Below are 25,341 nucleotides of genomic sequence, written 5' to 3' on the forward strand. Positions count from 1 at the left end.
CGGCCGGCGTCCCCCGCCCGCTTTCGTGTCGGGACCTGCTGCGAGCCTGGGTGCGTGGTGGCGGGGGCTTGTGCGGGTGCGCGGGTGCTTTCGTGTCGGGACCTGCTGCGAGCCTCCGTGCCTGCGTGCCGGGGCCATTGCGGGTGCCCGGGGCCTTCCGCGCCCGGGCACCCTTCAAGCCCTGCGCGCCCCCGTGCCCGGATGCCCGAGGGGCCCCGGGCGCTCCCGGCGCGGCTGCCCTGGCGGTACCCGGCCGCGTCCCCGGCAGGGCCGGTGCGCGCTCAGACCAGCCAGTCCGCGTCCCGCGCGATACGGATGGCGTCGACGCGGTTGCGGGCGTTGAGCTTCGCCACGATGGTCGTCAGGTAGTTGCGCACCGTTCCCGCCGACAGGCGCAGCGCGGAGGCGATCTCCCGCGGTTCGGCTCCATCCGCCGCGAGCCGCAGGACCTCCGTCTCCCTGTCGGTCAGGGGGCTCTCGTAGCCGCCCCACGCGGCCAGCGCCAGTTCCGGGTCGACGACCCGGTGTCCCGCGGCCACCCGCCGCACCGCGATGGCCAGTTCGGAGGACGGCGCGTCCTTGCGGAGGTAGCCGGACACCCGCGCTTCGAGGGCCCGGCGCAGGGCGCCGGGGCGGGCCAGGCTGGTGAGGATGAGGACCCGGCACTGGGGCAGCCGCTCCCGGAGCCGCCCGGCGGCGGACAGCCCGTCCACGCCCGGCAGGTCGATGTCGACGATGGCGACGTCGGGGCGGTGCTTGAGCGCCATGTTGACGATCTCGTCGCCGCGGGCCACCTCGCAGACCACGTCGAAATCGTCCTGGAGATTCAGCAGGGCGACCAGGGCACCGCGGACCATGTTCATGTCCTCGGCGATCAGGATCCGTATCACTGAGCTCCCCGGGGGACGTCCGCACGGTTCGCAGGGCCCGCACTGCCGGAACGGTCGGGATGTCCCGTCATCTTCACGGCCTCCGTCTTGCGGAGATCGTAAGTCAGTTTCCGCAAAATCGTGCGACTTTCAACTCCCCAGGACAAACAAACGTGCAGCTGGCCGGAACTCGAAGGAAAAGCGAACCGTGACGTCATTTCCGGTGAACCCCCGGCCGACGGGGGGCAAGCGGGCCGTGCCACGAGGTGTCCCGTGCCCGCACCGCTCCACGGTGCACAAGCGCCTCTTTAGAGCACGGCCGCAGGATGCCTGGGAACCGTACGCGTCGGCCCGGCGCCCACAGTCTCGGAGAGGTCATCGATGCGCGTTCTTTTCACCATCTTTCCGGCATCGGCACATCTCTATCCGGCCATCCCGCTGGCCTGGGCGCTGCGGAGCGCCGGCCACGAGGTCGTGGTGGCGTGCCCCGACGGGGTCGTCGACCGGAAGGTCGTCGACGCCATCACCGCGGCCGGCCTCACCGCGCTCCCGCTGGGCGGCCGGGAGGAGCTCACCGCCTCGCTCGCCCCCCTCCTCGCCGCCGCGGGACCCGACCGGCCCACCCTGGCGCTCGACCCCGACGACCCCGACGCCTGGCGCACCGCCAGGGCCGTCCTCGGACGCATGCTCCACGCCTACTACCCGCCGGAGACGGCCGAGGGCGGCCGCCGGCCCGTCCTCGACGCGCTGGTGGAGTTCGCCGCGGCCTGGCGCCCCGACCTGGTGCTGTGGGACCCGCTGGCACCCACCGGCGCGGTGGCGGCACGGACCAGCGGCGCCGCGCACGCCCGGCTGCTGTTCGGCAGCGACAACGTCGGCCTGATCCGTGCCAGGACGCGCGAGGAGCTCGCGGACCCGGCGTCGGGCCTGACGGAGGACCCGTGGATGCCGTGGCTGCGCCCGGTGCTGGAGCGGTACGGCCTCGACTTCACCGAGGAGACCCTGACCGGGCAGTGGACCCTGGACCTGACCCCGCCCCGCATGCGCACCACCCCCCTGGACCTCACGTACGTCCCGGTCCGCCGCGTGCCGTACGGCGGGGCCGCCGCCCTTCCCGACTGGCTGCGCGCCCGGCCCGAGCGGCCCCGCGCCGTACTCACCCTGGGCGTGAGCCGCCGGCTGCTCGCCGGTCGGCACAGCGGCTTCCCGATGCGGGAGTTCTTCGCGTCCGTGTCGGGCCTCGACCTCGAACTGGTCGCGACGCTGAACAGCGAGCAGCTCGAAGCGGCCGGCCCGCTCCCCGGCAACGTCCGCGCCCTCCCGTACCTCCCCCTCGACCAGGTGCTCCCCACCAGCTCGGCGATCATCCACCACGGAGGCGGCGGCACCTTCGCCGCGGCGGTCGCGTTCACCGTGCCGCAGCTCGTCGTGCCGCTGCCGATGTGGGACGAGGCGGTCACCGCGCGGTACGTCGCCCGCCGGGGCGCCGGCCTCGTCGCCGACCCCGCGCAGGTCGACGCCGACAGCCTGCAGAAGGACCTGCTCCGGCTGATCGAGGAGCCGTCCTTCCGGCTGGGCGCCCGCGCCCTCCACGACGACATGCTGGCCGCCCCCGCCCCCGCGGACGTGGTGCCGGTCCTGGAACGGCTGACGGCGGAGCACCGCGGCTGAGCAGCCGACCCCGCCGTGCGGCACCACCCGGGCCGGCCCGGCCGGACCCACCGGACGAAGGGAGGGCGCGCGTGCGCGTCGAGGAGACCGGCATCCCCGGCACGTTCCGGATCGACCCGGAGCAGCTGTCCGACAGCCGGGGAGTGTTCTACGAGGCGCTGCGCACCGACGACCTGGAGCGGGCCGCGGGGATCTCCTTCCGGCCGCGCCAGATCAACTACTCGGTGTCCCGGCGCCACACCCTGCGCGGCATCCACAGCGTGCACATCCCCCCGGGACAGGCGAAGTTCGTCACCTGCGTCCGGGGCGCGCTGCGCGACATCGTCGTCGACCTGCGGGTCGGCTCGCCCGCCTTCGGCCGGCACCGGGTCACCGCGCTCGACGCCGCGTCCGGCCGCTCCCTGTACGTCCCGGAGGGCGTCGGCCACGGATTCCTGGCGCTCACCGACGACACCTGCGTCTGCTACGCCGTGTCCACCCCGTACGTCCCCGGGACGCAGATCGACATTCATCCCCTCGACCCCGACCTGGACCTTCCCTGGGAGTGCGCCGGGACACCGCTGATCTCGGACAAGGACGCGAAGGCACCCACGCTGGCCGAGGCCCTGGCCGCGGGAGCGCTGCCGGCCTACGCCGCCGGCTGACCCCGCGCCCGCGGAGACGCCCGCGAAGACGCCGGCGGCGCGCCGGGGCGGGGAACGCCCGGCCGGGCGGCCGGGGGCCGCGCACCGGAACGAGGCATCCACCCATGAACCGAGAGGACCTCCCATGAAGGCTCTGGTGCTGGCCGGCGGATCGGGCACCCGCCTGCGGCCCTTCAGCTACTCCATGCCCAAACAGCTCATCCCCGTCGCGAACAGACCGGTCCTGGACTACGTCCTCGGCACCATCGTGGACCTCGGCGTGACCGAGGTCGGCGTCATCGTCGGGGACCGCGCCGACGAGATCCGGCAGGCCCTCGGGGACGGCTCACGACTCGGGGCGCGGCTGACCTACATCCGGCAGGAAGCACCGCTCGGCCTCGCCCACGCCGTCGTCATCGCCCGCGACTTCCTCGGCGACGAGGACTTCGTGATGTACCTCGGCGACAACATGCTGCCGGACGGGATCGCCCCGATCGCCGCGGAGTTCGCCGAGCACCGCCCCGCCGCCCACGTCGCGGTGTACAAGGTGCCCGACCCGCGCGCCTTCGGCGTGGCCGAACTCGGCCCCGGGGGCGAGGTGCTGCGCCTGGTGGAGAAGCCGCAGGCACCGCGCAGCGATCTGGCCCTGATGGGCGTCTACTTCTTCACCGCCGCCGTCCACGAGGCCGTGCGGTCCATCGGGCCCAGCGCCCGCGGCGAACTGGAGATCACCGACGCGCTCCAGTGGCTGGTGTCGGCGGGCGCGCACGTGCGGGCCGGGCGGTACGAGGGCTACTGGAAGGACACCGGGAACGTCGAGGACCTCCTCGACTGCAACCGGCACGTCCTGCACGGCCTGCGGCCCCGCGTGGACGGCGGCGTCGACGCCGCCAGCACGCTGGTGGGGCCCGTCGTCGTGGAACGGGGCGCACGCGTCGCGGGGTCCCGCATCGAGGGGCCGGCGATCATCGGCGAGGGGACCGTGGTCCAGGACAGCCACATCGGCCCGCACACCTCCATCGGGCGCGCGTGCACCGTCGTGGGCAGCCGGCTGGAGCACTCCATCGCCCTGGACGGCGCGTCCGTCACCGGTGTCCGCGGCCTGCGCAGCTCCGTGATCGGCCGCTCCGCCTCCGTCGGCACCAGCGGGCAGAGCGCGGACCGCTACCGCCTGGTCGTCGGCGACCACACCCGAGTGGAAGTCGCGGCATGAGGATCCTCGTCACCGGAGCAGCCGGCTTCATCGGCTCCGCCTTCGTCCGCAACCTCCTGGCGGACGCGTACGCGGGCTGGGAGGGCGCACGCGTCACCGCCCTGGACAAACTGACCTACGCGGGCAACCGCGCCAACCTGCCCGCCGCGGACCCCCGCCTGGAGTTCGTCCGTGGCGACGTCTGCGACCTCGGCCTGCTGCGGGAACTCCTGCCAGGGCACGACGCCGTCGTCCACTTCGCCGCGGAGTCCCACGTGGACCGCTCGCTGGCGGGCGCCGCACCGTTCTTCCGCACCAACGTCCTCGGCACCCAGACACTCCTCGACGCCGTACTGGACAGCGGCGTCCCGCGCGTCGTCCACGTGTCCACCGACGAGGTGTACGGCTCGATCACCGAGGGCTCCTGGACGGAGGACCGGCCGCTGCTGCCCAACACCCCCTACGCCGCGTCCAAAGCCTGCTCCGACCTCGTCGCCCGCACCTACTGGCGCACCCACGGACTGGACGTCTCCGTCACCCGCTGCTCCAACAACTACGGCCCCTACCAGCACCCCGAGAAGCTCATCCCCCTGTTCGTCACCCACCTCCTGGAGGGCCGCCAGGTGCCGCTGTACGGCGACGGGCGCCACATCCGGGAATGGCTGCACGTGGACGACCACTGCCGGGCCGTCCATCTCGTCCTCGACCGCGGCCGGGCCGGGGAGGTCTACAACGTCGGCGGCGGCAACGAGCGCACCAACCGCGCCGTCACCGAACGGCTCCTCGAACTGACCGGCAGCGGACCGGAGATGGTCCGCCACGTCGCCGACAGGAAGGCGCACGACCTGCGGTACTCCGTCGACGAGTCCAAGATCCGCGACGAGCTGGGCTACGCGCCGCGGACCGGGTTCGAGGAGGGCCTGGCCGCCACCGTGGCCTGGTACCGCGACCACCCGGACTGGTGGAAGGCCGCCAAGTACGGGGCGGGCCGTGCACGCGGCTGAGCGCCGCGCGGGCGCCGCACCGTGCGTCGTGGTGCTCGGGGGCACCGGCTTCCTGGGCCGCCGCGCCGGCGAGGCGTTCCGCGCCACCGGCGCCCGGGTGCACCTGGTCTCCCGCCACCCGGCGGCCCACGGACCCGCCGACGCGCCCCACGTCGCCGTGGACCTCCTCGCCGCCGACGTCCGGTGCCTCACCGGCCTGTTCGCCGCGACGCGGCCCGACATCGTCGTCAACGCCGCCGGGCGGGCCTGGCAGGGCGACGAGGCCGAGATGGCCGCGGGCAACGCGGACCTCGTCGTCCGCGTCACCCGGGCACTCGCCGCACTGCCCCGCCCGCCGCGCCTGATCCAGCTGGGCACCGTCCACGAGTACGGCGCGCAGACGCCCGGCACCGCCGCCGGCGAGGAACGGCAGCCCGCCCCCGTCACCCCGTACGGGCGCACCAAACTCCTCGGCACCCGGGCCGTCCTCGCGGCCGCCGCCCACGACGGCGTGGACGGCGTGGTCCTCCGCCTCGCCAACGTCATCGGCGCCGGCATGCCGGCCGGCAGCCTCTTCGGCCGGGTCGCCGCGCACCTCGCCGAAGCCGCCCGAGCCCGGTCGCGCGGCGGGAGCCCGGCCCCGCTCACGCTTCCGCCGCTGCGCGCCCGCCGCGATGTCGTCGACGTGCACGACGCCGTCGACGCCGTGCTGGCCGCCGCGTCCGCCCCGGGCGCCGACGTGAGCGGCCGGGTGATCAACGTCGGCCGGGGCGAGGCCGTCCCGGTGCGCGCGCTGGTCGACCGCATGGTCCGCCTCAGCGGCCTGGACCTCCCCGTCGTCGAGTCCGCCCCCGCAGCCACCCCGCGCACCGACGTGCCCTGGCAGCGGCTCGACGTCTCCCGCGCGGCCCGGCTCCTGGGCTGGCAGCCGCGCCGCACCCTCGACGACTCCGTGCGCGACCTGCTCGCCGCCGCGGTACCGGCACCAGCCGACGGAAGGACACGACGATGAGCCCCGCCGACCCCGCCGACCCCGCCGACCCCAAGGACAGCGTGCTGGCCGCCGTCCGCCGGTACCACCGCGCCACCGCGCCCGACCGGGAGTTCGTCCCCGGCGTGACCGAGATCTGGCCGTCCGGCGCGGTCCTGGACGAGGAGGACCGCGTCGCCCTCGTCGAGGCGGCCCTGACCCTGCGCATCGCCGCCGGACCCAGCTCCCGGAAGTTCGAGTCCGCGTTCGCGAAACGCCTCCAGCGGCGCAAGGCCCACCTGACGAACTCCGGCTCGTCCGCGAACCTCCTGGCCGTCTCGGCCCTCACCTCACCCGACCTCGGCGAACGGCGCCTGCAACCGGGCGACGAGGTCGTCACCGTCGCGGCGGGATTCCCCACCACCGTCAACCCCATCCTGCAGAACGGGCTCCTCCCCGTCTTCGTGGACGTGGAACTCGGGACGTACAACACGACGGCCGAGCGGGTCGCCCAGGCCATCGGCCCCAGGACCCGGGCCATCGTCATCGCGCACGCCCTCGGCAACCCCTTCGAGGCTGCCGAGGTGGCCCGCCTCGCGCAGGAGCACGACCTGTACCTCGTCGAGGACAACTGCGACGCCGTCGGCGCCACCTACGGCGGCCGGCTCACCGGCACGTTCGGGCACATGACCACCGTCAGCTTCTACCCCGCCCACCACCTCACCACCGGCGAGGGCGGCTGCCTGCTCACCTCGGACCTGCGGCTCGCCCGCATCGCGGAGTCGCTGCGGGACTGGGGCAGGGACTGCTGGTGCGAACCCGGCAAGAGCAACACCTGCTTCAAGCGGTTCGACTACCGGATGGGCGCCCTGCCGGCCGGCTACGACCACAAGTACATCTTCTCCCACGTCGGCTACAACCTGAAGGGCACCGACATCCAGGCCGCCCTGGGGCTCGCCCAACTCGACCGGCTGGACGGCTTCATCGAGGCCCGCCGGCGCAACTGGCGGCGGCTGCGCGAAGGACTGGACGGCGTTCCGGGGCTGCTGCTCCCCGAGCCCACCCCGAACTCCGAACCCAGCTGGTTCGGGTTCGTCCTCACCGTCGACCCCGCAGCGCGCTACACGCGCGCCGAGCTGGTCCACCACCTGGAGGAGCACCGGATCGGCACCCGGCGGCTGTTCGCCGGGAACCTCACCCGCCAGCCCGCCTACCTCGGCCGTCCCCACCGCGTCGTCGGCGACCTCGCCAACAGCGACACCATCACCGAGCACACGTTCTGGATCGGCGTCTATCCGGGGCTCACCGACGAGATGCTCGACTACATGACGGCCACGATCAAGGAGTTCGCCGCCCGGCACGGCTGAGCGCCGGGCACCCGGGGCCGACGCACCGCCCCGGCTGCCCGCGGCCCGGCCCACTGAAGGCCGTCGCCCCGGCTGCCCGCGGCCCGGCCCCGGACGACCGGACCGCCTGGCCGCCACCCGCCCCGGGCGGCCGCAGGACCGGTGACCCGCCCCCGAGTGCGCGGGCCGGGCGCCTTCGACGGCCGGCTCCGCGGACCGGCGACCCACCGCTCCATCGGCGCCGCACCCGGGGCGGGGCCGCCTCCGGCTCCGTAAACCCGGGGCCACCGCAGCGGGCGACCGCCCCCGACCCGTGCTCGACCCCCTCACCAGAAAGGCAGGGCGCCTCCCCATGCCGCCGACGCAGACCCGCACCCTCCAGCCGCGCGAGAGCACCGGCCTGGCGGACCGCCTCGCCCTCTCCCAGGCCGCCACCGAGGGCTCCCACCTGCGCACCGACGACTTCGCCGACTGGCTGGCCGCCCGGGGCAGGGCCCACGCCTTCCGCGTCGAGCGCATACCGTTCGCCGAACTGGACGGCTGGTCCTTCCACGAGCCCACCGGGAACCTGGCGCACCGCACCGGACGGTTCTTCACCGTCGAGGGCCTGCACGTCACCGAGGAGGGCCCACCGCACGGCGACGGCCCGCCCGCCGACTGGTACCAGCCCGTCATCAGACAGCCCGAAGTCGGCATTCTCGGCATCCTCGCCAAGGAGATCGACGGGGTCCTGCACTTCCTCATGCAGGCCAAGATGGAGCCCGGCAACACCAACCTGCTCCAGCTCTCACCCACCGTCCAGGCGACCCGCAGCAACTACACCGGGGCCCACCGCGGCGGCGCCGTCGCGTACGTCGAGCACTTCGCCGGGCCCGGCCGGGGCCGGATCCTCGCCGACGTGCTCCAGTCCGAGCACGGCTCGTGGTTCCACCGGAAGTCCAACCGCAACATGGTGGTCGAGGCCGTGGGCGACGTCCCCCTCCGGGACGACTTCTGCTGGCTCACCCTCGGCCAGATCGCCGCACTCCTGCACCGGGACAACGTCGTCAACATGGACGCGCGCACGGTGCTGTCCTGCCTGCCGCTCGGCGGCGGCCAGGACGGCGCCCTGCTCTCCGACACCGGGCTGCTGTCCTGGATCACCGGCGAGCGGGCCCGCCACAGCGTGCGCGCCGACCTCGTCCCGCTGAAGGACCTGCCCGGCTGGAAGCGCACCGGGAGCAGCATCGCGCACGAGGCCGGCCGCTACTTCCGTGTCGTCGCCGTGTCCGTGCAGGCCGGGAACCGCGAGGTGCGCAGCTGGACTCAGCCCCTCTTCGAGCCGGTCGGCCGCGGTGTCACCGCCTTCCTGGTCCGCGAGTTCGACGGCGTCCCGCACGTCCTCGTGCACGCCCGCGTGGAAGCCGGCTTCCTCGACACGGTCGAACTCGGCCCGACCGTGCAGTACACGCCCGACAACTACGCCCACCTGCCGCCCTCGCGGCGCCCCCTGTTCCTCGACACGGTGCTGCGCGCCGCCCCGGACCGCATCCGCTACGAGGCGGTCCACTCCGAGGAGGGCGGCCGCTTCCTGCGGGCGGAGAGCCGCTGCCTCCTCGTCGCGGCGACCGGGGCCGAGGCACCCCGGATCCCGCCGCCCGGCTACGCCTGGGTGACCCCCGCCCAGCTCACCTCCCTGGTCCGGCACGGGCACTACCTCAACGTGCAGGCGCGCACCCTGCTCGCCTGCCTCCGCGCGGCCCCGGTGAGCAGCCGATGACCGGGCCCCTGCGGATCGGGGTGATGGGATGCGCGGACATCGCGGTCCGCCGCATGCTCCCCGCCTTCGCGGCCTGCCCCGGCACCGAGATCGCCGCCGTGGCCAGCCGTGACCCGGACACCGCCCGGAGGACCGCCGACCGCTTCGGCTGCCGTCCCGTGCACGGCTACGCCGCGCTCCTCGAACGCGACGACGTCCAGGCCGTGTACGTGCCGCTGCCCGCCGCGCTGCACGCCCGGTGGACCGAGGCGGCGCTGCGGGCGGACCGGCACGTCCTCACCGAGAAGCCCCTGACCACCGACGCCGGCCGCACCGCGCGGCTCCTCGCCCTCGCCCGGACCCGCGGCCTGGTGCTGCGGGAGAACGTGATGTTCGTCCACCACCACCAGCACCGGACCGTGGAGCGCCTGGTCGCCGGCGGCGCCATCGGCGAACCCCGCTCCTTCCACGGCGCGTTCACCATCCCCGCCCGCCCGGACGGCGACATCCGCTACGACCCGGAGCTGGGCGGCGGAGCCCTCGCGGACGTCGGGATCTACCCCCTCCGCGCGGCCCTGCACCTCCTGGGCCCCGGCCTCGACGTCGTAGGGGCCCGCCTCACCCGGACCGCGGGGCGGCGGGTCGAGACCTCCGGCGCCGTCCTGCTGAGCGCGCCCGGCTCCCTCACGGCCCAGCTCACCTTCGGCATGGAGCACGCCTACCGCTCCACATACGCCCTGTGGGGCAGTGAAGGCGGCATCACACTGGACAGGGCGTTCACACCGCCCGCCGACCACGTCCCCGTCGTCCGCCTCCACCGGGACGGGAAGACGGAGGAGATCCACCTGCCCCCGCACGACCAGGTGGCGGCCGCCGTCCAGGACTTCGCCGCAGCCGTCCGCTCCGGAACCCGCACGGACGACGGCGACACCCTCCGCCAGGCCGAACTCCTCGACCGGGTACGGCGGAGCGCCGCATCCGACACTCCCGGGTGACCGGCGGCAGGACCCGTGCGCCACCGCACCGCCCTCCTGCGGCCCCCGGCCCCGCCGGGGAGCGCGTACGGCGCGTACAAGCCCCGCGCAAGCGGGGACCGGGACACTCGACGGCGGGGAACCGCCCCAGCCGGACCGGGCGGGCACGAGCCCCCGGCCCCCGGCGGCCCCGCCGCCCCGACGTTGCCGCCGGCGCCGCACGGCCGGCGGCCCCGCTCTGAGGAGACCGATGGGCTACCTGGAAGAACTCAAGGACTTCGCCCGACTGCACGCCCGCGGCCAGGGCATGACCCCCCGGCACACCGCCCGGGTCCTCACCCGCGTCACCAACGACACCGCGGGCGACCCCCGGTCGTGGGCCGCGGTCTGGACCACCGAGGGCGGAGCCGCCGCCGACCGGGGGGACCTTCTCGACGCGTGCCGGCACTTCGCCCTCGCCCGGTTCCCGTACCCCGCCGACGCGCCGCGCCTGCACGCCCAGCGCCTCTGCGTCGACACCTTCGACCAGTGGCGCCGCACCCAGGAGGGCCTCGAACGGCTGGAGTTCACACAGCCGGACGGCACCCTCGCCTGCTGGGCCGCCGGACTCGACCGGAACCGCCCGCTCCTGGTCGTCATGGGCGGCATCGTCAGCGTGAAGGAGCAGTGGGCGCCCCTGCTGCCCCTGCTGCGCCGCCTCGGCTTCGCGGCCGTCGTCACCGAACTGCCCGGCGTCGGCGAGAACACCTGCCCCTACGGCCCCGGCTCCTGGCACCTCCTCGGCCGCCTGCTCGACGCCCTCGCCGACCGCGCCCGCGTCGCCGACACCTCCCTGCTCGCCCTCAGCTTCGGCGGCCACCTCGCCCTGCGCGCCGCCGCGGAGGACCCCCGCATCCGCCGCGTCCTCACCGTCGGCGCGCCCGTCGCCGGCTTCTTCACGGACCACTCCTGGTGGCCCCGGGTGCCCGGCGTCACCACCGGCACCCTGCGCCGCCTCACCGGCAGCGAGGACCTCCCCGCACTCCGCGACCTGCTGCGGCGGTGCGCCCTCACCCCGGAGCAGCTCCGCCGGGTGAGGATCCCCGTCCGGTACGTCGCCAGCAGCCGCGACGAGATCATCCCGCCCGCCGACCAGGCGCTGCTGCACTCCACGCTGGAGGACGTGCGGATCCGGACGTTCGACGACGTGCACGGGTCGCCCGCCCACCTCGGCGCGGTGCGGCGCTGGCTGTTCGCGCAGCTGCTGTGGCTGCGCCTCGCCCGCAGCGCGCAGCGGCCGGAGCCCCGGGCAGCCCTCGGCCGGAGGGCCTCTTGAGCGCGCCGGGGGACGTGCGGGACGCGGCGGCCGGGCCCGTGGCCGCCGTCCGGCCGTGGCAGTCGCTGGCCTCCCTCGGGATCACCGAACACGACCTGGCGGCCGTCCGCACCCCACCGGACCCCGAGCCCGCTTCCCTGCCCGCCCCGGGCGCGGCGGCCGACCCCGCCGCCTCCTGACCCGCCGCGGCGGCGCCCCCGCCGGCCGGCCGCCCCCGTACCGGCCGTCCGCGTCCCGACCCGGTCAGCCGCCCGTGCGCGCCGTGGGACACGACCGCTGCGCGGGCACCTCGGCCAACAGCCGGAAGGTCCCCTCCCGCCAGGGGCCCGACTCCAGCCGGCCGCCCAGCGCCGTCACCCGCGCGTGCAGGTTGCCCAGGCCGTTCCCGCCGTACGGGGAGGGAGCGCGACGGGCGGAGTCCACCCCGTCGTTCATGATCACCAGCCGTACGAGACAGTCGAGCTGCACGGCCTCGATGCAGCAGCGGGAGGCGTTGCTGTGGCGCAGCAGATTGGTGACGGCCTCCCGCAGCGTGGTGGCCAGCGCGGTGTCCACGTGCGGGGAGAGCGAGCCGAGCGCGACCTCGGCCCGCACGTCGATCCCGGCGGCGTCGAGCATCGACCGCGCCGTGTTGATCTCCTGCCGCAGCGACAGGTCCCGGAACCCGCTGACGACCTTCCGCACGTCGGCGAGGGACTGCTCGGCGATGGACAGCACCTCGCCCACCTCCTGCAGCGCGCGCGCCGGGTGTACGGGGATGAGCCGGTGGGCCAGTTCGCTCTTCAGCGTGATCGCGGACAGGCTGTGCCCCAGCAGGTCGTGCAGGTCCCGCGCGAAGCGCAGCCGCTCCCCGGTCACCGCCTGCCGGGCCAGTTCCCCACGGGTGGCGTGCAGCCGGGTGACCGATTCGGTGAGCCGCGTCAGCCCGTAGAGCACGAACCCGGTCAGCAGCAGCGTCCGGGCGGAGTCGAGACCCTCGGCGGGCGGCCGACCGTCGAGCACCGGCAGGACCAGCGGGCCGAGCCCCACGGCCCCGTAGAGCGGCCAGCCCGCCGGGGCCGGAAGCAGCAGCAGCAGCGACGCCGCGAGGTAGCCGGCCATCGTCGCCCAGTACGTGTGGAACAGCAGGAACGGCAGGCAGGTGAGTGCCGCCTGGCCGGCGAGGGTCAGGCACCTGCGGGGCAGGGGCGCCTGGGCGCCGCCCGGCACGGAGTGCAGGAGTTGCAGGGCGAGCACCGCCAGCAGCACCAGCAGGCACGTCGCCTCGACGGCCGGGGCGAGCCCGGCGTTCAGGATGTCGGCTGCGGTCAGCACCGCGAAACCCAGCAGCGCGCCGATGAGGATGGTGTGCGCCGACCGCGGGGCGGACGGACTGCCGCCGGACACGGCCGGCGCCACCGCGCGTCTGCCGCCCCCCGACTCGTCCGCACGGTCGGAACGGTCGTGACTGCTCATACTCTTCACGGCCCCTCACAGCTCTGTGCGTCAATGCGTGGATGCTCTGCGGAACAAGGCTGCGCGGCGTTTCAACCGTACGTGAGGGCGTCCTCGCACAGCCGACGGTCCCGCGGACGACGACTCGGGCGGACACGGCGCCGCGCCACCGCTACGGCGGCCGGCCTGCGGACGGCGGACGGGCGTCCCGCACCGCGGGTCCGCATGCGCGTGTCCTCCACGCACGGATGATGCCCGGGAAACGGAGGTTGATGCGGCTGATTCCGTACGGACCGTGCCGCCTCCGTGCGGGCCAACACCCTTTCACAGTAGCCGTGTTGCGGACCCCCGCGAACGCAGAGGCCCGCAGTCCCATCGCGGGTTCCCCGCGGTGGGGAGCCGGGGCGGGCCGGACCGCACTGGCCGGTACGGCTCCGCCCGCACCGGCGACGGCGCCTGCCTGCGCGAGTGAGGGCCGTGGACGTCGGCGTCTCGACCGACGGGGTCACGCCCCTTGCCGCGGCAGGGAACCCCAGAGGGCTCCCACGGCTGTGACCGCGGACTCTCGCACAGCTCGGCTCTACTCCCGGAGGACGACGAGGCAGGCGTGACGACGACTCTCTCCCGCTCCGAGCTACCCCCGCGGGTGCGGGGACAACGCGATCGCGTCCCGCACGGGCTGCATCAGCCAGGGACAATCCCCGCGGCTGCGGGGACGACCCCAGAAACAGATGATGTGCCTGATATGCCCACGGACAACCCCCGCGGGTGCGGGGACGACAGCGCCGTGAAGCTCACCGACGAGCAGAACGACGGACAACCCCCGCGGGTGCGGGGACGACCATGGAGGCGATGAGGAGGCCGCGCCATTCGCCGGACAACCCCCGCGGGTGCGGGGACGACTCCCAGCAGGAGGGCTCGTACAGGGCGCTGCACGGACAACCCCCGCGGGTGCGGGGACGACCGTCGACTCGTGGACCGGCCGCCGCAACACCAGGGACAACCCCCGCGGGTGCGGGGACGACGGCGGCAGGGACTACGGCCTCTTCACGCTGCCGGGACAACCCCCGCGGGTGCGGGGACGACGTGCACAGCGTCGGCACCCTGAGCGTGAACAGGGGACAACCCCCGCGGGTGCGGGGACGACTGCCTCCGCGACTTCGACACCTCGGACCCCCGCGGACAACCCCCGCGGGTGCGGGGACGACATCAAGGCGGTCTACTGGAACCGCCCGCGCCTCGGACAACCCCCGCGGGTGCGGGGACGACTCCAGGAGACTGCCGCCGAAGTGCTCGGCGCGAGGACAACCCCCGCGGGTGCGGGGACGACGCGACGCCCGTCGACCCGGAGACCTCGCCGGCCGGACAACCCCCGCGGGTGCGGGGACGACACTTCTTGACCTGCGCGGATGCTAGCAGGTGGGGTGTTTTTCATTGAGGAGCGTCGGGAGCTGTGGCATGAGGTTCAGGGGCGTTGTCAGTGGGTGGGCCTATGGTGCGGGTCCACTGTACGAGGGAGGCTGCGCCGGTGGAGCACATGCGGTCGATCGTCGACCTGATGCGGGCGATGGGCTGGTCGGAGGAGACCATCGTCAGGGCGTCGCGGTTATGGGGGAAGTCCGCGGCGCGTAACGGGGGGCGCACGCACCTGCTGCTCGGGCACTTGCTGGACACCGCCGCCGTGGCGGAGGTGATGTGGGACCGGTACGTGTCCGCTGCGTTGCGGCGTCGGCTGGAGGATGTCAGCGGTGGGCGCGGGCGGTTGTGGCTCATGTGGATCTGCGGGATTCATGACTGTGGGAAGGCGTGTCCGGCTTTTCAGGCTGTGGATGAGGTGGAGGCGGCTCCGGTCAGGGCTGCGGGGTTGACGTGGGGGCGATTGCCGGCGGATCGGCGGCAGCGGTGGCGGCATGACGTGGCGGGTGCCGCGTTGCTGCGTCCGAGGCTGGTCGCGGAGTGGGGTAGTGCGGAGAGCGCGGCGTGGGTGTGGCCGTTGGTGGCCGGTCACCACGGGACGTTTCCGTCCGCCCGGGGGCTGAAGCCGCAGCACCGGGAGGTGCAGGGGCGCGGAGCTGCGTGGGAGGAGGTGCAGCGGGCGGTCGTGGATGTGTTCACCCGGGCGGTTGGATTTGCGGGTCTGGCGGATGTGCGTCCGGTGGGTGCTTTGAACAAGGCGGAGCAGCTGGCGTTGTCCGGGTTGATCGTCATGGCGGACTGGATTGCCAGTGACAGCGAGCAGTTCGCGGGGATCGCGGAGGCGCGGCAGGTGTCTCTTGCCGGGTCCCGGCGGCGGGCCGAGGCGGCGTGGGAACGGCTCGGCCTACGGGGCGGGTGGAGTGAGCTGGCCGCGTCGGAGGATCCTTTCGCTCCCCTGACCGGACGGCTGGGGGTCCGTCCGAGGGCTTCGCAGCGGGAGCTGGTGGAGCGGGCTTGGTCGATGCCGGTCCCGGGTCTGATGGTGGCCGAGGCTCCCATGGGGGAGGGCAAGACGAAGGCTGCGCTGGCGGCAGCCGAGGTGCTGGCAGCGCGGTTCGGGCTGGACGGTGTTTTCGTGGCCATGCCGACGCAGGCGACGAGTGATCCGATGTACGAGCAGGTGCTGGAGTGGGTCCGGTCGTTCGATCCGGGCCTGGAGGCGCAGGTCGCGCTGTTGCACGGCAAGCGTCGTTTCCATCCGACGTGGCGGCGGATCTGGGACGGGGACCGGGGGGTCTCCGACGGGCAGTGTGCCGCGGAGGACGAGTGGTCCGCGGATCCGTTCGATGTCTACGGAGCGACTGAAGAGGATGCCGAATACGGTATGCCGTCCTGGTCGTCGGCTGGCAGCCTCGGGGCGCGGGAGGAGCGGGACGGCCCGGCTCGGTGGTTCCTGGGCAACAAGCGGGGGCTTCTGACGGCGTTCGCAGTCGGTACCGTTGATCATCTCCTGCACGCGGCGACCCGTACGCGGCACGTGATGCTGCGTTTCGCGGGGCTGGTCGGCAAGGTCGTGGTGGTGGACGAGGTGCATGCCGCGGACGTCTACATGCGGCAGTTCCTGCTGGAGGCGTTGCGCTGGCTCGGGCAGGCCAGGGTTCCGGTGGCCCTGTTGTCGGCGACGCTTCCACGGGCGCAGCGGCAGACGTTCGTCGACGCGTACTTGTCGGGTGCGCTGAGTGCGGCTGATGTGTCGTGCCCGGTGCCGGAGCCCGTCGGCTACCCGTGTGTCACCGTGGCCTATGCGTTGGACGGGGCGGGGGTGGCGGAGTCGTCCCAGCGTGTGGTGCCGCCTTGGCGCGCGTCGGTGCAGACGCGGGTCGAGTGGCTTCCCGACGTCGCCGGGGACGGGAAGATGATCGCCTCGGTGGTGGGGAGGGAGGTGGCCGAGGGCGGTGTGGCGCTGGTGGTCGTCAACCAGGTCGACCGGGCCCAGGCCATCTATCGTGCCCTGGTGGAGGGCGGCTTCGAGGGGCAGGTGCGGCTGCTGCACGGGCGTCTTTGCTCGGCTCATCGGGCGGAGCGGACCGAGGAGTGCCTGCGGTTGCTCGGGCCAGAGGCTGGCGAGGGCCGGCCCGAGCGGATGGTGGTGGTCGCGACACAGCTGGCCGAGCAGTCCTTCGATGTGGACGCGGACCTGCTGATCACGGACCTCGCCCCCGTCGATCTGCTGTTGCAGCGTATCGGGCGGCTCCACCGGCACAGCGGGACTCGGAGGCCGTCCGCGGTCGCCGAGCCGCGCGTCCTGGTGACCGGTGTGGTGGCCGGTGCGGGAGGGTGTCCTCGCCTCCTGCCCACCTCGAAGAAGATCTACGGGGAGTGGCCGCTGCTGAGGGCTGCCGCCCTGGTCGCTGAGGCCGCGGGGCCGTTGGGCGGGGGAGCACCCGGCACGGGGTGGAGCATCCCTGCCGATGTGCCGGAGCTGGTCGCCAGAGCCTATGGGGAGGCGGAGGCGTGCCCGCCGGAATGGGGGGAGGGCGCCGCCCGGGAGGTGTGGCGTGTCCAGGAGGAGAAGCGGGAGAAGAACGCGGAGGGGTTCTTGCTGACGCGTCCCCGCGAATGGGGGGCGCCGACATTGGAGGGGCTCCACTATGCGGGAAGCCGGGCCGCGTCCGCAGAGGATCTCGACGCTGTGGTGCGGGACGGTGAGCGGTCGGTGGAGGCCGTCATTGTCCGGCGTTCGGCCGGCGGGTACCGGGCGCTCGACGGGACCTGGATCGGTGTGCACGGCGAGGTGGACGACGAGAGCGCGGTCGGCCGGCTTCTGGGGGGCACGGTGAGACTGCCGGCCCGGCTCACGGAGGCGGCAGAGTCCGAGCAGACCGGACTCGCGCCGTTGCCGGGGTGGGCTGGTCACCCCTGGCTCCGGTATGCGCGGGCACTGGTCCTGGAAGAGGACGGGACGGCCCTGCTGGGTGCGGACCGGGTCTCCTACGACGGTGTCTTGGGACTGGTCGTCGAACGAGGGTGAACGGCGCGCGGAGCCGGCCCGGAGTCCCGTAACCCCCGCAGCTGCGGGGACGACGTGAAGCACTAGACGGGAACACCCCCGACCTCGGGGAGGGGCGGCTCCCCGCGCCGTCGGGCAGGGTACAGGGTCGCCGCTTGCGCCGGACACGTATCGGTGTGGAGCCCTCGAATCTCGTTGATTCGGTTGCAAGCAGTAGACCTTGTGTGCAAGCTTCCCGATGGGTGGCTGAGAAGCCAAGTGTCCTGCTTTGAAGGCGAGTTACTTCGTCCTCCTGTGCGTCCCGGCGATGCGCGCCATGAATATTTCTGAAGGTGGTGCACCATGGGTGCGGACATTGTCCACGACGGCTTGCTCACCGCGGTCGATACCGACGGCGCGGTGAGCACGACCGGTCTGTTAGGTGTGCTGACCAGTGCGTACGCGGTGCGGCGGCTGGAGGTGCCGGTGCCGACGATGCTGCCCGCGTTGCTGCGTCAGCTGTTGTTGCCGGTGATGTGGGATGCCATCGGGGTGCCGCGCACGCGGAGTGAGTGGGCGGAGCGGTTCGAGCGCGGCCGATTCTCGGATAACGAGGTGGCGTGCCTGACGGACTACCTCGGCCCCCGCTACGGCAACCGTTTCCAACTGTTCGATGACAAGCGTCCCTTCGCTCAGGTTGCCGGGCTGGAGGCACTCAACGGGGAGACGAAGTCGGCCGCGCAGCTCGTACCGTCCATCGCGTCCGGCAACAACGTACCGCTGTTCAGCTCGCTCACCGAGGGCGACGACCTGCTGTTGTCGCCCGGCCAGGCGCTGCTGTGGCTGCTGCACACGCAGTGCTGGGACACGGCCGCCATCAAGACCGGGGCCGTCGGCGATCCGCAGGCCAAGAACGGCAAGACGACCGGGAACCCGACTGGTCCGCTCGGCCAGTTCGGCGTGGTCGTACCGACGGGTGGGACCCTGTACGAGACGCTGATGCTGAACACGCCGGTCCTGCCCGACGGGCTGGATCCGGCGGACCGTCCACAGTGGGCGTGGGACGAGCGCTCGTCCCACTGGAAGTCACCGGCCGGCCCCGAATGGTCGTCGCGCCCGGCAGGAGGGCTGCTGGACCTGCTGACGTTCCAGGCCCGCCGTATCCGGCTGGTCCCGTGTGAGACGGAGTTCGGGCTGCACGTGCAGCGTGTGATCGTCTGCGCCGGCGACCGACTCGCGCAGACTCCGGAGCTCGAACCGCACACCGCCTGGTCGCACGTCGCGAAGCCGAAGGCCGCTCAGCCCCAGCGGCGTCCCCGCCGCCACACCTCCGGCCGCTCTGCCTGGCAGGGCCTGAGCACACTGCTCGCCTTGGCCGTGCCCGTCGAGGGTGACGGCCCCTACACCTCCGTCCTGCTCCGGCAGCTCGCCGATCTGCACGCAGACGGGTTCCTGCCCGCCAACTGTCCACTCGGTGTGGAGATCTGCGGCCTCGAGTACGGCAATAAGTTCACCGTCGTCGAGAACGCCATCGGTGACACCCTGCCGCTCCCGGTGGCGTCCCTGCTCGCCGAGGACGACTGGCTGCGCGCCGCGATCCTGGAATGCGTCGGCCAGGCCGACCAGGCCGGTCGCGCCCTGGACATCCTGCACAGCGATCTGCGGCGGGCTTCCGGCGGTGAGCCGGTGCCGTGGGACAAGGGCCAGCACCCCTCCTCCCGGCTCCTGCACAGCCTCGACGGCACGATGCGCCGCCTGTTGGCAGGGCTACGTACGGTCGGTGATGACCACGACTTGCTGGAACGGGCCCAGCTCGCCTGGGAGCAGTCCGTGCGGGCGGTGGCCATCCGTGAGGCCGAGACGCTGCTTGCCGCCGCGCCGCCGCGCGCCGTCACGGGGCGGGTCGAGAAGAGCAACGGCAAGGAGAATGTGTACCGCAGCGGCAAAGCCGTCGGCCTCTTCCACAAGAAGCTCGCCGGGATCCTGCCCCGGCTCTCCGAGGACAACTCCACCGGTGGGGAGGCGGCGGCATGACCACCACCATCGGCAAAGCAGGTGACAGCCGGCGCGCCTACTTCTGGGAGGAGGCCGTCAGTGACTGGCACGCCCACGCCCGTGAGAACCGCCCCGGGTTCTCGGAGCACATCACGCGCAAGCTGCGCGGCCTGCGCGACGGCATCAGCGGAGAGCCGGGCACCGTCCCGGCGATGCGGGACGCCCACCGGGTGCGGCTGACGGACGCCGCCCTCGAATCGGACCGGCTCCCGGACTCCTACATCGCCGAGCACGCCGCGCTCGCCCTCTTCGGACGACACCAGCAGGCAGCCGCCGAACCCGCCCACCGCCCAGGCACCGGCCTGGGCAGGGCATGCCGGGAACTGCGCCTCGCCGACACACTCGCGGACAGCGCCGTGGAGCGGCGGCTGATGGCCGCCGCCGGCGCCCAGGACCTCCACGATCTCGTCCAGCACCTGTACCGGCTCGTTCCGTTGCTGAGGCAGGCGGGCATCGGCCTCGACTACACCCGGCTGCTGTGCGACCTCACCCGCTGGGAGGGGCCGGGCCGGGACAGGGTCCTTCGGGCCTGGGGGCTGCAGTACACCGAACCGGCCGCAGCGCGCAACGGCATCGAGGCAGCCCCGTACTGGGTCCGTTTCACACCGGACCAGGCGGACAACGGCGCGCAGCTCGCGGCCCTGAGGTCCGGCACAGGCCGTGAGGCGGGTACCGTCCCCGCGATGTGGCCGTACTACCGGCCCCGCATGCCCGAGAGCCTCCGCGACACCGGGGCCCTGACCAGGGACCTGATCGCCGAGCACGTGACGCTCACTCTTTTCGGGCTTCACCAGCAAGGCCAGCGGCGGCAGATGCACATCCCCGGCACCAGCCCCGGCATCGCCGCACGCCTTCTCCTGGCGAAGAACGGCAGCGGAGCAGAGGCGCTGGAACGCCGGTTCGGGGCCCTCCTCACCTCGATTGACACCGGCGAGCTGGCGATGCACCTGCGGGGTTTCGTCACCCTCCTGGCCCGCGCCGGGATCGGTCTCGACTACGACCAGGTGCGCACGGCGCTGCGCACCTGGGACGACCCCAAGCAGCCGGATGTCCAAAGCCGTCTGCGCAATGGCTGGGACCGCGGCTTCCGCGTCGAGCCCAAGCCGAACAAGTCCTGACGGCGGTGCCGTCCGGCACCGACTTCTCCCTTCCTCTGTCTCGGTTCCGCATCGCCCTGTAGTGATGCCCCATGTCTCCAAGGAGCCCGCTGATGCCTCAGCCCACCCTGTTCGTCGAGGTTCACATCCTGCAGAGCCTGCCCCCCTCCAACGCCAACCGCGACGACTCCGGCACCCCGAAGCAGGCGCTCTACGGCGGCGCCCGCCGGGCCCGCGTCTCCTCCCAGGCATGGAAGCGGGCCACCCGCACCGAGTTCGCCAAGGCCGTCGAGCCGGCCGACCGCGCGACCAGGACCAAGCGCATCGCCGCCCTGCTTGCCGAGCGGCTCGCCCGTCCGGCCGCGGAGGGCGGCGCGGGGCTGGATGACGCCCAGGCCGACCGCCTGTCAGCCGCCCTGCTGGAACCCCTGGGGATCACCAAGTCGTCCAGGAAGGAAGAGCAGTCCGCCTACCTGCTCTTCTTCGGCAAGCGCCAACTCGACGCGATCGTCGAGCTCCTCAAAGGTCGCGCCGAGGAACTGGCCGCCCTGCCCGACGCGGACCTCAAGGCCGAAGTGGGCAAGCTCCCGGTGGTCGCCACCCTCACCACCGGCCACCCGGCGGAGGTCGCACTGTTCGGACGCATGGTCGCCGACCTGCCCGCCCTCAACGTGGACGCCGCCGTCCAGGTCGCCCACGCCCTGTCCACCCATGCCGTGCGCACCGAGTTCGACTACTACACCGCTGTCGACGACGAGAACACCGACGACCACGGCGCGGGCATGATCGGCACCGTCGAGTTCAACTCCTCCACCCTCTACCGCTACGCGGTGCTCGGCGTCCACCAGCTGCGCGACAACCTCAGCTCCCCGGACGCCACGCGCGAGGCGGCCGTCCGGTTCGTCGACGCCTTCACCCGGTCCATGCCCACCGGCCACCAGAACTCCTTCGCCCACCGCACCCTGCCCCACCTGGTGCTCCTCACCGTGCGCACCGACCAGCCGGTGAACCTGGTCTCCGCCTACGAGGAGCCCGTCGTCGGCGTCACCGGCCTGGCCACCGAGTCCGCCGTCCGCCTGGCGGGCGAGCTGCAGTCCGTCGCCGCTACCTGGGGCGCCGAACCGGTCAGGACCCTGGCCGCCTACAACGTCGAGGCCGACAAGATCACCGAGGTGTTCGGCCCGTCCGTCGCGTTCCCGACACTGCTCGACTCGCTCGGCGACCTGGTCCGGCAGTGGCTGACAGGCCGCGAGATCACGAAGGCCGACGCCTGATGACCGACCACGCCGTCCTCGTCCTGAGGCTGGCCGCCCCGCTGCAGTCGTGGGGCGGTCCCTCCCGCTACAACCGGCGCGAGACCCGGCCCCAGCCCACCAAGTCCGGCGTCCTCGGCCTCCTCGCGGCAGCCGAAGGCCGCACCCGCGAAGCGTCGATCACCGACCTGGTCGGCCTCCGGCTCGGCGTGCGGGTTGATCAGCCGGGCTCGCTCCTGCGCGACTACCACACGGCCAGCGACCCCCGCGGCCTGCCGCTGCCCTCCGCCAAGGTGAACGCCAAGGGCGTGCAGACGAAGACCAGCCCCGCCAAGTACACCAGCGTCACCCAGCGCTTCTATCTCCAGGATGCCGTCTTCGTCGCCGCGCTACGCGGGCCCGCGCCCCTCCTGGAGCGCCTGGAGCACGCCGTACGCCACCCCTGCTACCCGCTCTCCCTCGGCCGCCGCTCCTGTCCCCCCACCGGACCGGTCAGCCTCGGCCTGCGGGACGACGCTGAGCTCCCCGACGCGCTGGCGGCCGTGCCCTGGCAGGCATCCGCCCACCGCCGCAAACAAACTCGGACGACGGAAGTGCACCTGGAAGCCACGGTTGAAGATCCCGCAGGCGACCAAGTAGCCGTCGACGTCCCCGACACCTACGACCTCAAGACCGGCACCCTGTTCGGACGCCGGGACGTCCGGCACCTGTGGGTCACCGTCCCCACCGGCCGGCAAGCCAAAGAACCCGCCGGCGGGAAGTCCCTGCCGGCCAACCCCGGCCACGACCCGTTCGCTCTCCTGGGCTGGTGACCCTGATGTCCTACCTGTCAAAGATCCCCCTGAACCCCCGGCGCCGTACGGCGGCCTCCCTGCTGTCCAGCCCCCACCGCCTGCACGCGGCGGTCCTTGCCGGACTCGCCGTACAGCCGGTCACCGAACGGGTCCTGTGGCGGGTCGAACACGACACCCCACACCGTGCCGAGATCCTCGCGCTCACCGAAAGCCGCCCCTCCTGGCAGCACCTCGTCGACGAAGCAGGATGGCCCGGCGCCGACGGCGGTACACCGCTCATCGCCGACTACACGCCCCTCCTCGAGCGCATCACCCTCGGCAAGGAGTTCGGCTTCCGCCTCACCGCCAACCCAGTCCAGACCGTGCCACGCCCCACCAAGCCGAGCGAGCAGCAAGACGCCCGGCTCAAGGCCCACGCACACCGGCCCGACGCCACCGACCGCCGCCCACGCGGCTTCCGCGTGGCCCACCGGACCGCGGCCCAGCAACTCAGCTGGCTCCTCGCCCGTGCCGAACGCCACGGCTTCACCATCCCCGACGCCTCCCTCGACCCGCCGGCCCCGGGAGTCGAAGCCGACGGCCCGATCACCCCTGGGCCCGCCGTGTCGATCGTCAGCCGCGACATCCTGCGCTTCACCAAGCACCGGGGCGGGCCGCGGGTCACCCTCTCCACGGCCACCTTCGAAGGGCGGCTGAGAGTCACCGACCCCGACGCGCTGCGCGTGGCACTGCTGACCGGCATCGGGCCCGCCAAGGGGTACGGGCAGGGCCTGCTCACCCTGGCCCCGGCAGAGGCGATGGCAGAGGCGACGCATGCCTGAGCCGTGGTGGCGGGCGGGCCCGCAGGAAGTACACAGGCTGGAGGACCGCGTCTCCAGCCTGTACGTCGAACGCTGCCACATCGACCGCGACGACAACGCCGTCGTCCTGGTCAACAAGGCACGCGTCGTCCACGTACCGGCGGCCTGGCTCGCCGTCCTCCTCATCGGGCCCGGAAGCCGCATCACCCACGCAGCCGTCACCCTGCTCGCCGACTCCGGCACCTCCCTGTGCTGGGTCGGCGAGCACGGCGTCCGGCTGTACGCCTCCGGTCACGGCGTCGCGCGCGGCTCCCACCTCCAACTGCGCCAGGCGTGGCTGGTCACCCGCCCCAAAGAACGCGTCGCAGTCGCCCGCCGCATGTACGACATCCGCTTCCCAGGTGAGAAGACCTCCGGCCTCACCCTCCAGCAACTACGAGGGCGGGAGGGCACCCGCGTCCGCCGCCTCTACGCCCAACACTCCGAGCGCACCAAGGTGCCCTGGACCAAGCGGGACTACAAACCCGGAGACGCCTTCGCGGCAGGCGACGACGTCAACCGGCTGCTGTCCGCGGCGAACTCCGCTCTGTACGGCATCTGCCACGCCGTCATCACCGGCATCGGCGCCAGCCCTGGCCTCGGCTTCGTCCACACGGGATCCGCCCTGTCCTTCGTCCTGGACATCGCCGACCTCTACAAGGCGGAGCTCACCATCCCCCTGGCCTTCGACCTTGCGGCCAAGGGACTGACCTCGGAGCGCGACGCGCGCACAGCACTCCGCGACGCCGTAGTGCAGCAGAAGCTCCTGCCCCGCATCGTCACGGACGTCAAGAACCTGTTGGTCCCCGAAGGCACCGTCCTGCCGGAAGAAGACCTGGCCGGACTGTGGGACGAGGAGGAAGGCATCGTCAGCGGAGGCCGCAACTGGGGATCGGACCCCTTCGACCCCGGCAGCCACTTGAACGTCATCCCGGACACGGACGGGAGCGCCCCTTCATGAGTGCCGCGACGACGATCGTGGTCCTCATCGCCTCCCCTCCGGGCCTGCGAGGCCACTTGACCCGCTGGTTCATCGAAGTCGCCCCGGGTGTCTTCGTCGGAAGCCCCAGCGCACGCATCCGCGACGGGCTGTGGAAGGTCCTTGCCGAACGCATCCACGACGGACAGGCAGTAATGATCGAACCTGCCCGGACTGAACAAGGATGGACCGTCCGCACTGCCGGTCAAGACCGCTGGACTCCGACCGACTTCGATGGACTCACCCTCATGTCCAGACCCAGGGGGAGCGCTGGACGCCCATGGGCCCCGGCGAACCTAGTGAAGGAAAACGGCATGACCACGTAGCAAAACCCAAGGTGAGCAAGCGTCGTCCCCGCACCCGCGGGGGTAGTCCCTCTTCGCTCACCGGGCAGGGCGACTGACCTGCGTCGTCCCCGCACCCGCGGGGGTAGTCCTTGGGGAGGGGGCCCGTCTTCTCCTTCCAGAACGTCGTCCCCGCACCCGCGGGGGTAGTCCGCCGTGTGGGCCAAGAGCGACATGTCCAACGGGGTCGTCCCCGCACCCGCGGGGGTAGTCCGCTCGTCGGCACGGTGGCGCCGCCCGCGCCGGAGTCGTCCCCGCACCCGCGGGGGTAGTCCCCGACGGCTACCGGGGAGAGCACCACGCACCACGTCGTCCCCGCACCCGCGGGGGTAGTCCTCGGTATCCCCCGCATCCGAACCCTCACCGGCGGTCGTCCCCGCACCCGCGGGGGTAGTCCCTCCCGCCCCGGCATGAGTGCGGACAGGCGTGTGTCGTCCCCGCACCCGCGGGGGTAGTCCCA

At 72.9% G+C, this 25,341-nt stretch carries 20 protein-coding genes and 2 CRISPR repeat arrays (1 of these 22 only partly in view); of the genes, 18 read left to right on the forward strand and 2 right to left on the reverse strand.

What is annotated here, in order from left to right; all coding sequences use genetic code 11:
* Positions 1 to 281 precede the first annotated feature (281 nt).
* A complete protein-coding gene (locus BJP40_RS13100) occupies positions 282 to 890 on the reverse strand; it encodes a DNA-binding response regulator (protein WP_079171139.1) in 609 nt (202 codons plus the stop codon).
* Between the two features lie 360 nt (positions 891 to 1,250).
* Between BJP40_RS13100 and BJP40_RS13105 the strand changes: the two genes are divergently transcribed.
* From BJP40_RS13105 to BJP40_RS13150, 10 genes are all read left to right on the forward strand, one after another.
* Positions 1,251 to 2,540, forward strand: a complete 1,290-nt coding sequence (locus BJP40_RS13105; protein ID WP_071280519.1) for a nucleotide disphospho-sugar-binding domain-containing protein — start codon at positions 1,251 to 1,253, stop codon at positions 2,538 to 2,540.
* Between the two features lie 71 nt (positions 2,541 to 2,611).
* Positions 2,612 to 3,184 carry a dTDP-4-dehydrorhamnose 3,5-epimerase family protein gene (locus tag BJP40_RS13110; RefSeq protein ID WP_071266266.1) on the forward strand — a complete coding sequence of 191 codons (573 nt, stop codon included), beginning with the start codon at positions 2,612 to 2,614 and terminating at the stop codon, positions 3,182 to 3,184.
* A 124-nt stretch (positions 3,185 to 3,308) separates the two neighbouring features.
* A complete protein-coding gene (locus BJP40_RS13115) occupies positions 3,309 to 4,376 on the forward strand; it encodes a glucose-1-phosphate thymidylyltransferase (protein ID WP_071280520.1) in 1,068 nt (355 codons plus the stop codon).
* A complete protein-coding gene (gene rfbB, locus BJP40_RS13120; RefSeq protein WP_071280521.1) occupies positions 4,373 to 5,359 on the forward strand; it encodes a dTDP-glucose 4,6-dehydratase in 987 nt (328 codons plus the stop codon). Before BJP40_RS13115 ends, rfbB begins: the two co-directional genes overlap by 4 nt.
* A complete protein-coding gene (locus BJP40_RS13125; protein WP_071280522.1) occupies positions 5,346 to 6,350 on the forward strand; it encodes an NAD(P)-dependent oxidoreductase in 1,005 nt (334 codons plus the stop codon). The genes rfbB and BJP40_RS13125 overlap by 14 nt, the downstream gene beginning before the upstream one ends.
* A complete protein-coding gene (gene rfbH / locus BJP40_RS13130) occupies positions 6,347 to 7,675 on the forward strand; it encodes a lipopolysaccharide biosynthesis protein RfbH (RefSeq protein WP_071280523.1) in 1,329 nt (442 codons plus the stop codon). The genes BJP40_RS13125 and rfbH overlap by 4 nt, the downstream gene beginning before the upstream one ends.
* Before the next feature lie 331 nt (positions 7,676 to 8,006).
* Positions 8,007 to 9,413, forward strand: a complete 1,407-nt coding sequence (locus BJP40_RS13135; protein WP_071280524.1) for an NDP-hexose 2,3-dehydratase family protein — start codon at positions 8,007 to 8,009, stop codon at positions 9,411 to 9,413.
* Positions 9,410 to 10,387 carry a Gfo/Idh/MocA family protein gene (locus BJP40_RS13140; protein WP_071280525.1) on the forward strand — a complete coding sequence of 326 codons (978 nt, stop codon included), beginning with the start codon at positions 9,410 to 9,412 and terminating at the stop codon, positions 10,385 to 10,387. Before BJP40_RS13135 ends, BJP40_RS13140 begins: the two co-directional genes overlap by 4 nt.
* A gap of 229 nt (positions 10,388 to 10,616) precedes the next feature.
* Positions 10,617 to 11,681 (forward strand): alpha/beta fold hydrolase, encoded by a 1,065-nt coding sequence (locus tag BJP40_RS13145; protein WP_071280526.1) that lies wholly within the window; start codon positions 10,617 to 10,619, stop codon positions 11,679 to 11,681.
* Positions 11,678 to 11,860 carry a hypothetical protein gene (locus BJP40_RS13150; protein WP_071280527.1) on the forward strand — a complete coding sequence of 61 codons (183 nt, stop codon included), beginning with the start codon at positions 11,678 to 11,680 and terminating at the stop codon, positions 11,858 to 11,860. The genes BJP40_RS13145 and BJP40_RS13150 overlap by 4 nt, the downstream gene beginning before the upstream one ends.
* A 64-nt stretch (positions 11,861 to 11,924) precedes the next feature.
* On the opposite strand, the gene BJP40_RS13155 is transcribed toward BJP40_RS13150, so the two are convergent.
* Positions 11,925 to 13,136 carry a sensor histidine kinase gene (locus tag BJP40_RS13155; protein WP_071280528.1) on the reverse strand — a complete coding sequence of 404 codons (1,212 nt, stop codon included), beginning with the start codon at positions 13,134 to 13,136 and terminating at the stop codon, positions 11,925 to 11,927.
* A gap of 610 nt (positions 13,137 to 13,746) precedes the next feature.
* A CRISPR array of direct repeats spans positions 13,747 to 14,506; the repeat unit is 28 nt; unit sequence GGACAACCCCCGCGGGTGCGGGGACGAC.
* 146 nt (positions 14,507 to 14,652) lie between these two features.
* On the opposite strand from BJP40_RS13155, the gene cas3 reads away from it, so the two are divergent.
* The 8 genes from cas3 to cas2e all read left to right on the forward strand — a co-directional run bounded on the left by cas3 (position 14,653) and on the right by cas2e (position 24,863).
* Positions 14,653 to 17,562: a CRISPR-associated helicase Cas3' gene (gene cas3, locus BJP40_RS13160; protein WP_256220732.1), complete on the forward strand. Its 2,910-nt coding sequence runs from the start codon at positions 14,653 to 14,655 to the stop codon at positions 17,560 to 17,562.
* Between the two features lie 321 nt (positions 17,563 to 17,883).
* Positions 17,884 to 19,554, forward strand: coding sequence for a type I-E CRISPR-associated protein Cse1/CasA (gene casA / locus BJP40_RS13165; protein WP_079171140.1), 1,671 nt, complete (start codon positions 17,884 to 17,886; stop codon positions 19,552 to 19,554).
* Entirely contained in the window at positions 19,551 to 20,693 is a 1,143-nt protein-coding gene (gene casB / locus BJP40_RS13170; protein ID WP_071280529.1) for a type I-E CRISPR-associated protein Cse2/CasB, read from the forward strand. The genes casA and casB overlap by 4 nt, the downstream gene beginning before the upstream one ends.
* Positions 20,694 to 20,785: 92 nt before the next feature.
* Positions 20,786 to 21,946: a type I-E CRISPR-associated protein Cas7/Cse4/CasC gene (gene cas7e, locus BJP40_RS13175; protein ID WP_071280530.1), complete on the forward strand. Its 1,161-nt coding sequence runs from the start codon at positions 20,786 to 20,788 to the stop codon at positions 21,944 to 21,946.
* Positions 21,946 to 22,737 carry a type I-E CRISPR-associated protein Cas5/CasD gene (cas5e, locus tag BJP40_RS13180; RefSeq protein WP_071280531.1) on the forward strand — a complete coding sequence of 264 codons (792 nt, stop codon included), beginning with the start codon at positions 21,946 to 21,948 and terminating at the stop codon, positions 22,735 to 22,737. The genes cas7e and cas5e overlap by 1 nt, the downstream gene beginning before the upstream one ends.
* 5 nt (positions 22,738 to 22,742) lie before the next feature.
* Positions 22,743 to 23,540 (forward strand): type I-E CRISPR-associated protein Cas6/Cse3/CasE, encoded by a 798-nt coding sequence (gene cas6e / locus BJP40_RS13185; RefSeq protein ID WP_071280545.1) that lies wholly within the window; start codon positions 22,743 to 22,745, stop codon positions 23,538 to 23,540.
* On the forward strand, positions 23,533 to 24,519 hold the full coding sequence (cas1e, locus tag BJP40_RS13190; RefSeq protein ID WP_071280532.1) for a type I-E CRISPR-associated endonuclease Cas1e: 987 nt from the start codon (positions 23,533 to 23,535) through the stop codon (positions 24,517 to 24,519). The genes cas6e and cas1e overlap by 8 nt, the downstream gene beginning before the upstream one ends.
* A complete protein-coding gene (gene cas2e / locus BJP40_RS31730) occupies positions 24,516 to 24,863 on the forward strand; it encodes a type I-E CRISPR-associated endoribonuclease Cas2e (RefSeq protein WP_079171141.1) in 348 nt (115 codons plus the stop codon). Before cas1e ends, cas2e begins: the two co-directional genes overlap by 4 nt.
* A 21-nt stretch (positions 24,864 to 24,884) precedes the next feature.
* A CRISPR array of direct repeats spans positions 24,885 to 25,341; the repeat unit is 28 nt; unit sequence GTCGTCCCCGCACCCGCGGGGGTAGTCC; it runs 59 nt beyond the window's last position.

It is taken from the genome of Streptomyces sp. CC53, assembly GCF_001865245.1.
Lineage (GTDB): Bacteria > Actinomycetota > Actinomycetes > Streptomycetales > Streptomycetaceae > Streptomyces.

Coding starts and splice junctions, on each gene's coding strand:
- BJP40_RS13145 (WP_071280526.1), top strand. CDS start 10,617: ATGGGCTACCTGGAAGAACTCAAGGACTTCGCCCGACTGCACGCCCGC.
- cas1e (WP_071280532.1), top strand. CDS start 23,533: ATGCCTGAGCCGTGGTGGCGGGCGGGCCCGCAGGAAGTACACAGGCTG.
- casB (WP_071280529.1), top strand. CDS start 19,551: ATGACCACCACCATCGGCAAAGCAGGTGACAGCCGGCGCGCCTACTTC.
- BJP40_RS13135 (WP_071280524.1), top strand. CDS start 8,007: ATGCCGCCGACGCAGACCCGCACCCTCCAGCCGCGCGAGAGCACCGGC.
- cas7e (WP_071280530.1), top strand. CDS start 20,786: ATGCCTCAGCCCACCCTGTTCGTCGAGGTTCACATCCTGCAGAGCCTG.
- cas5e (WP_071280531.1), top strand. CDS start 21,946: ATGACCGACCACGCCGTCCTCGTCCTGAGGCTGGCCGCCCCGCTGCAG.
- cas6e (WP_071280545.1), top strand. CDS start 22,743: ATGTCCTACCTGTCAAAGATCCCCCTGAACCCCCGGCGCCGTACGGCG.
- BJP40_RS13155 (WP_071280528.1), bottom strand. CDS start 13,136: ATGAGCAGTCACGACCGTTCCGACCGTGCGGACGAGTCGGGGGGCGGC.
- BJP40_RS13105 (WP_071280519.1), top strand. CDS start 1,251: ATGCGCGTTCTTTTCACCATCTTTCCGGCATCGGCACATCTCTATCCG.
- cas2e (WP_079171141.1), top strand. CDS start 24,516: ATGAGTGCCGCGACGACGATCGTGGTCCTCATCGCCTCCCCTCCGGGC.
- rfbH (WP_071280523.1), top strand. CDS start 6,347: ATGAGCCCCGCCGACCCCGCCGACCCCGCCGACCCCAAGGACAGCGTG.
- casA (WP_079171140.1), top strand. CDS start 17,884: ATGGGTGCGGACATTGTCCACGACGGCTTGCTCACCGCGGTCGATACC.
- cas3 (WP_256220732.1), top strand. CDS start 14,653: ATGCGGTCGATCGTCGACCTGATGCGGGCGATGGGCTGGTCGGAGGAG.
- rfbB (WP_071280521.1), top strand. CDS start 4,373: ATGAGGATCCTCGTCACCGGAGCAGCCGGCTTCATCGGCTCCGCCTTC.
- BJP40_RS13115 (WP_071280520.1), top strand. CDS start 3,309: ATGAAGGCTCTGGTGCTGGCCGGCGGATCGGGCACCCGCCTGCGGCCC.
- BJP40_RS13140 (WP_071280525.1), top strand. CDS start 9,410: ATGACCGGGCCCCTGCGGATCGGGGTGATGGGATGCGCGGACATCGCG.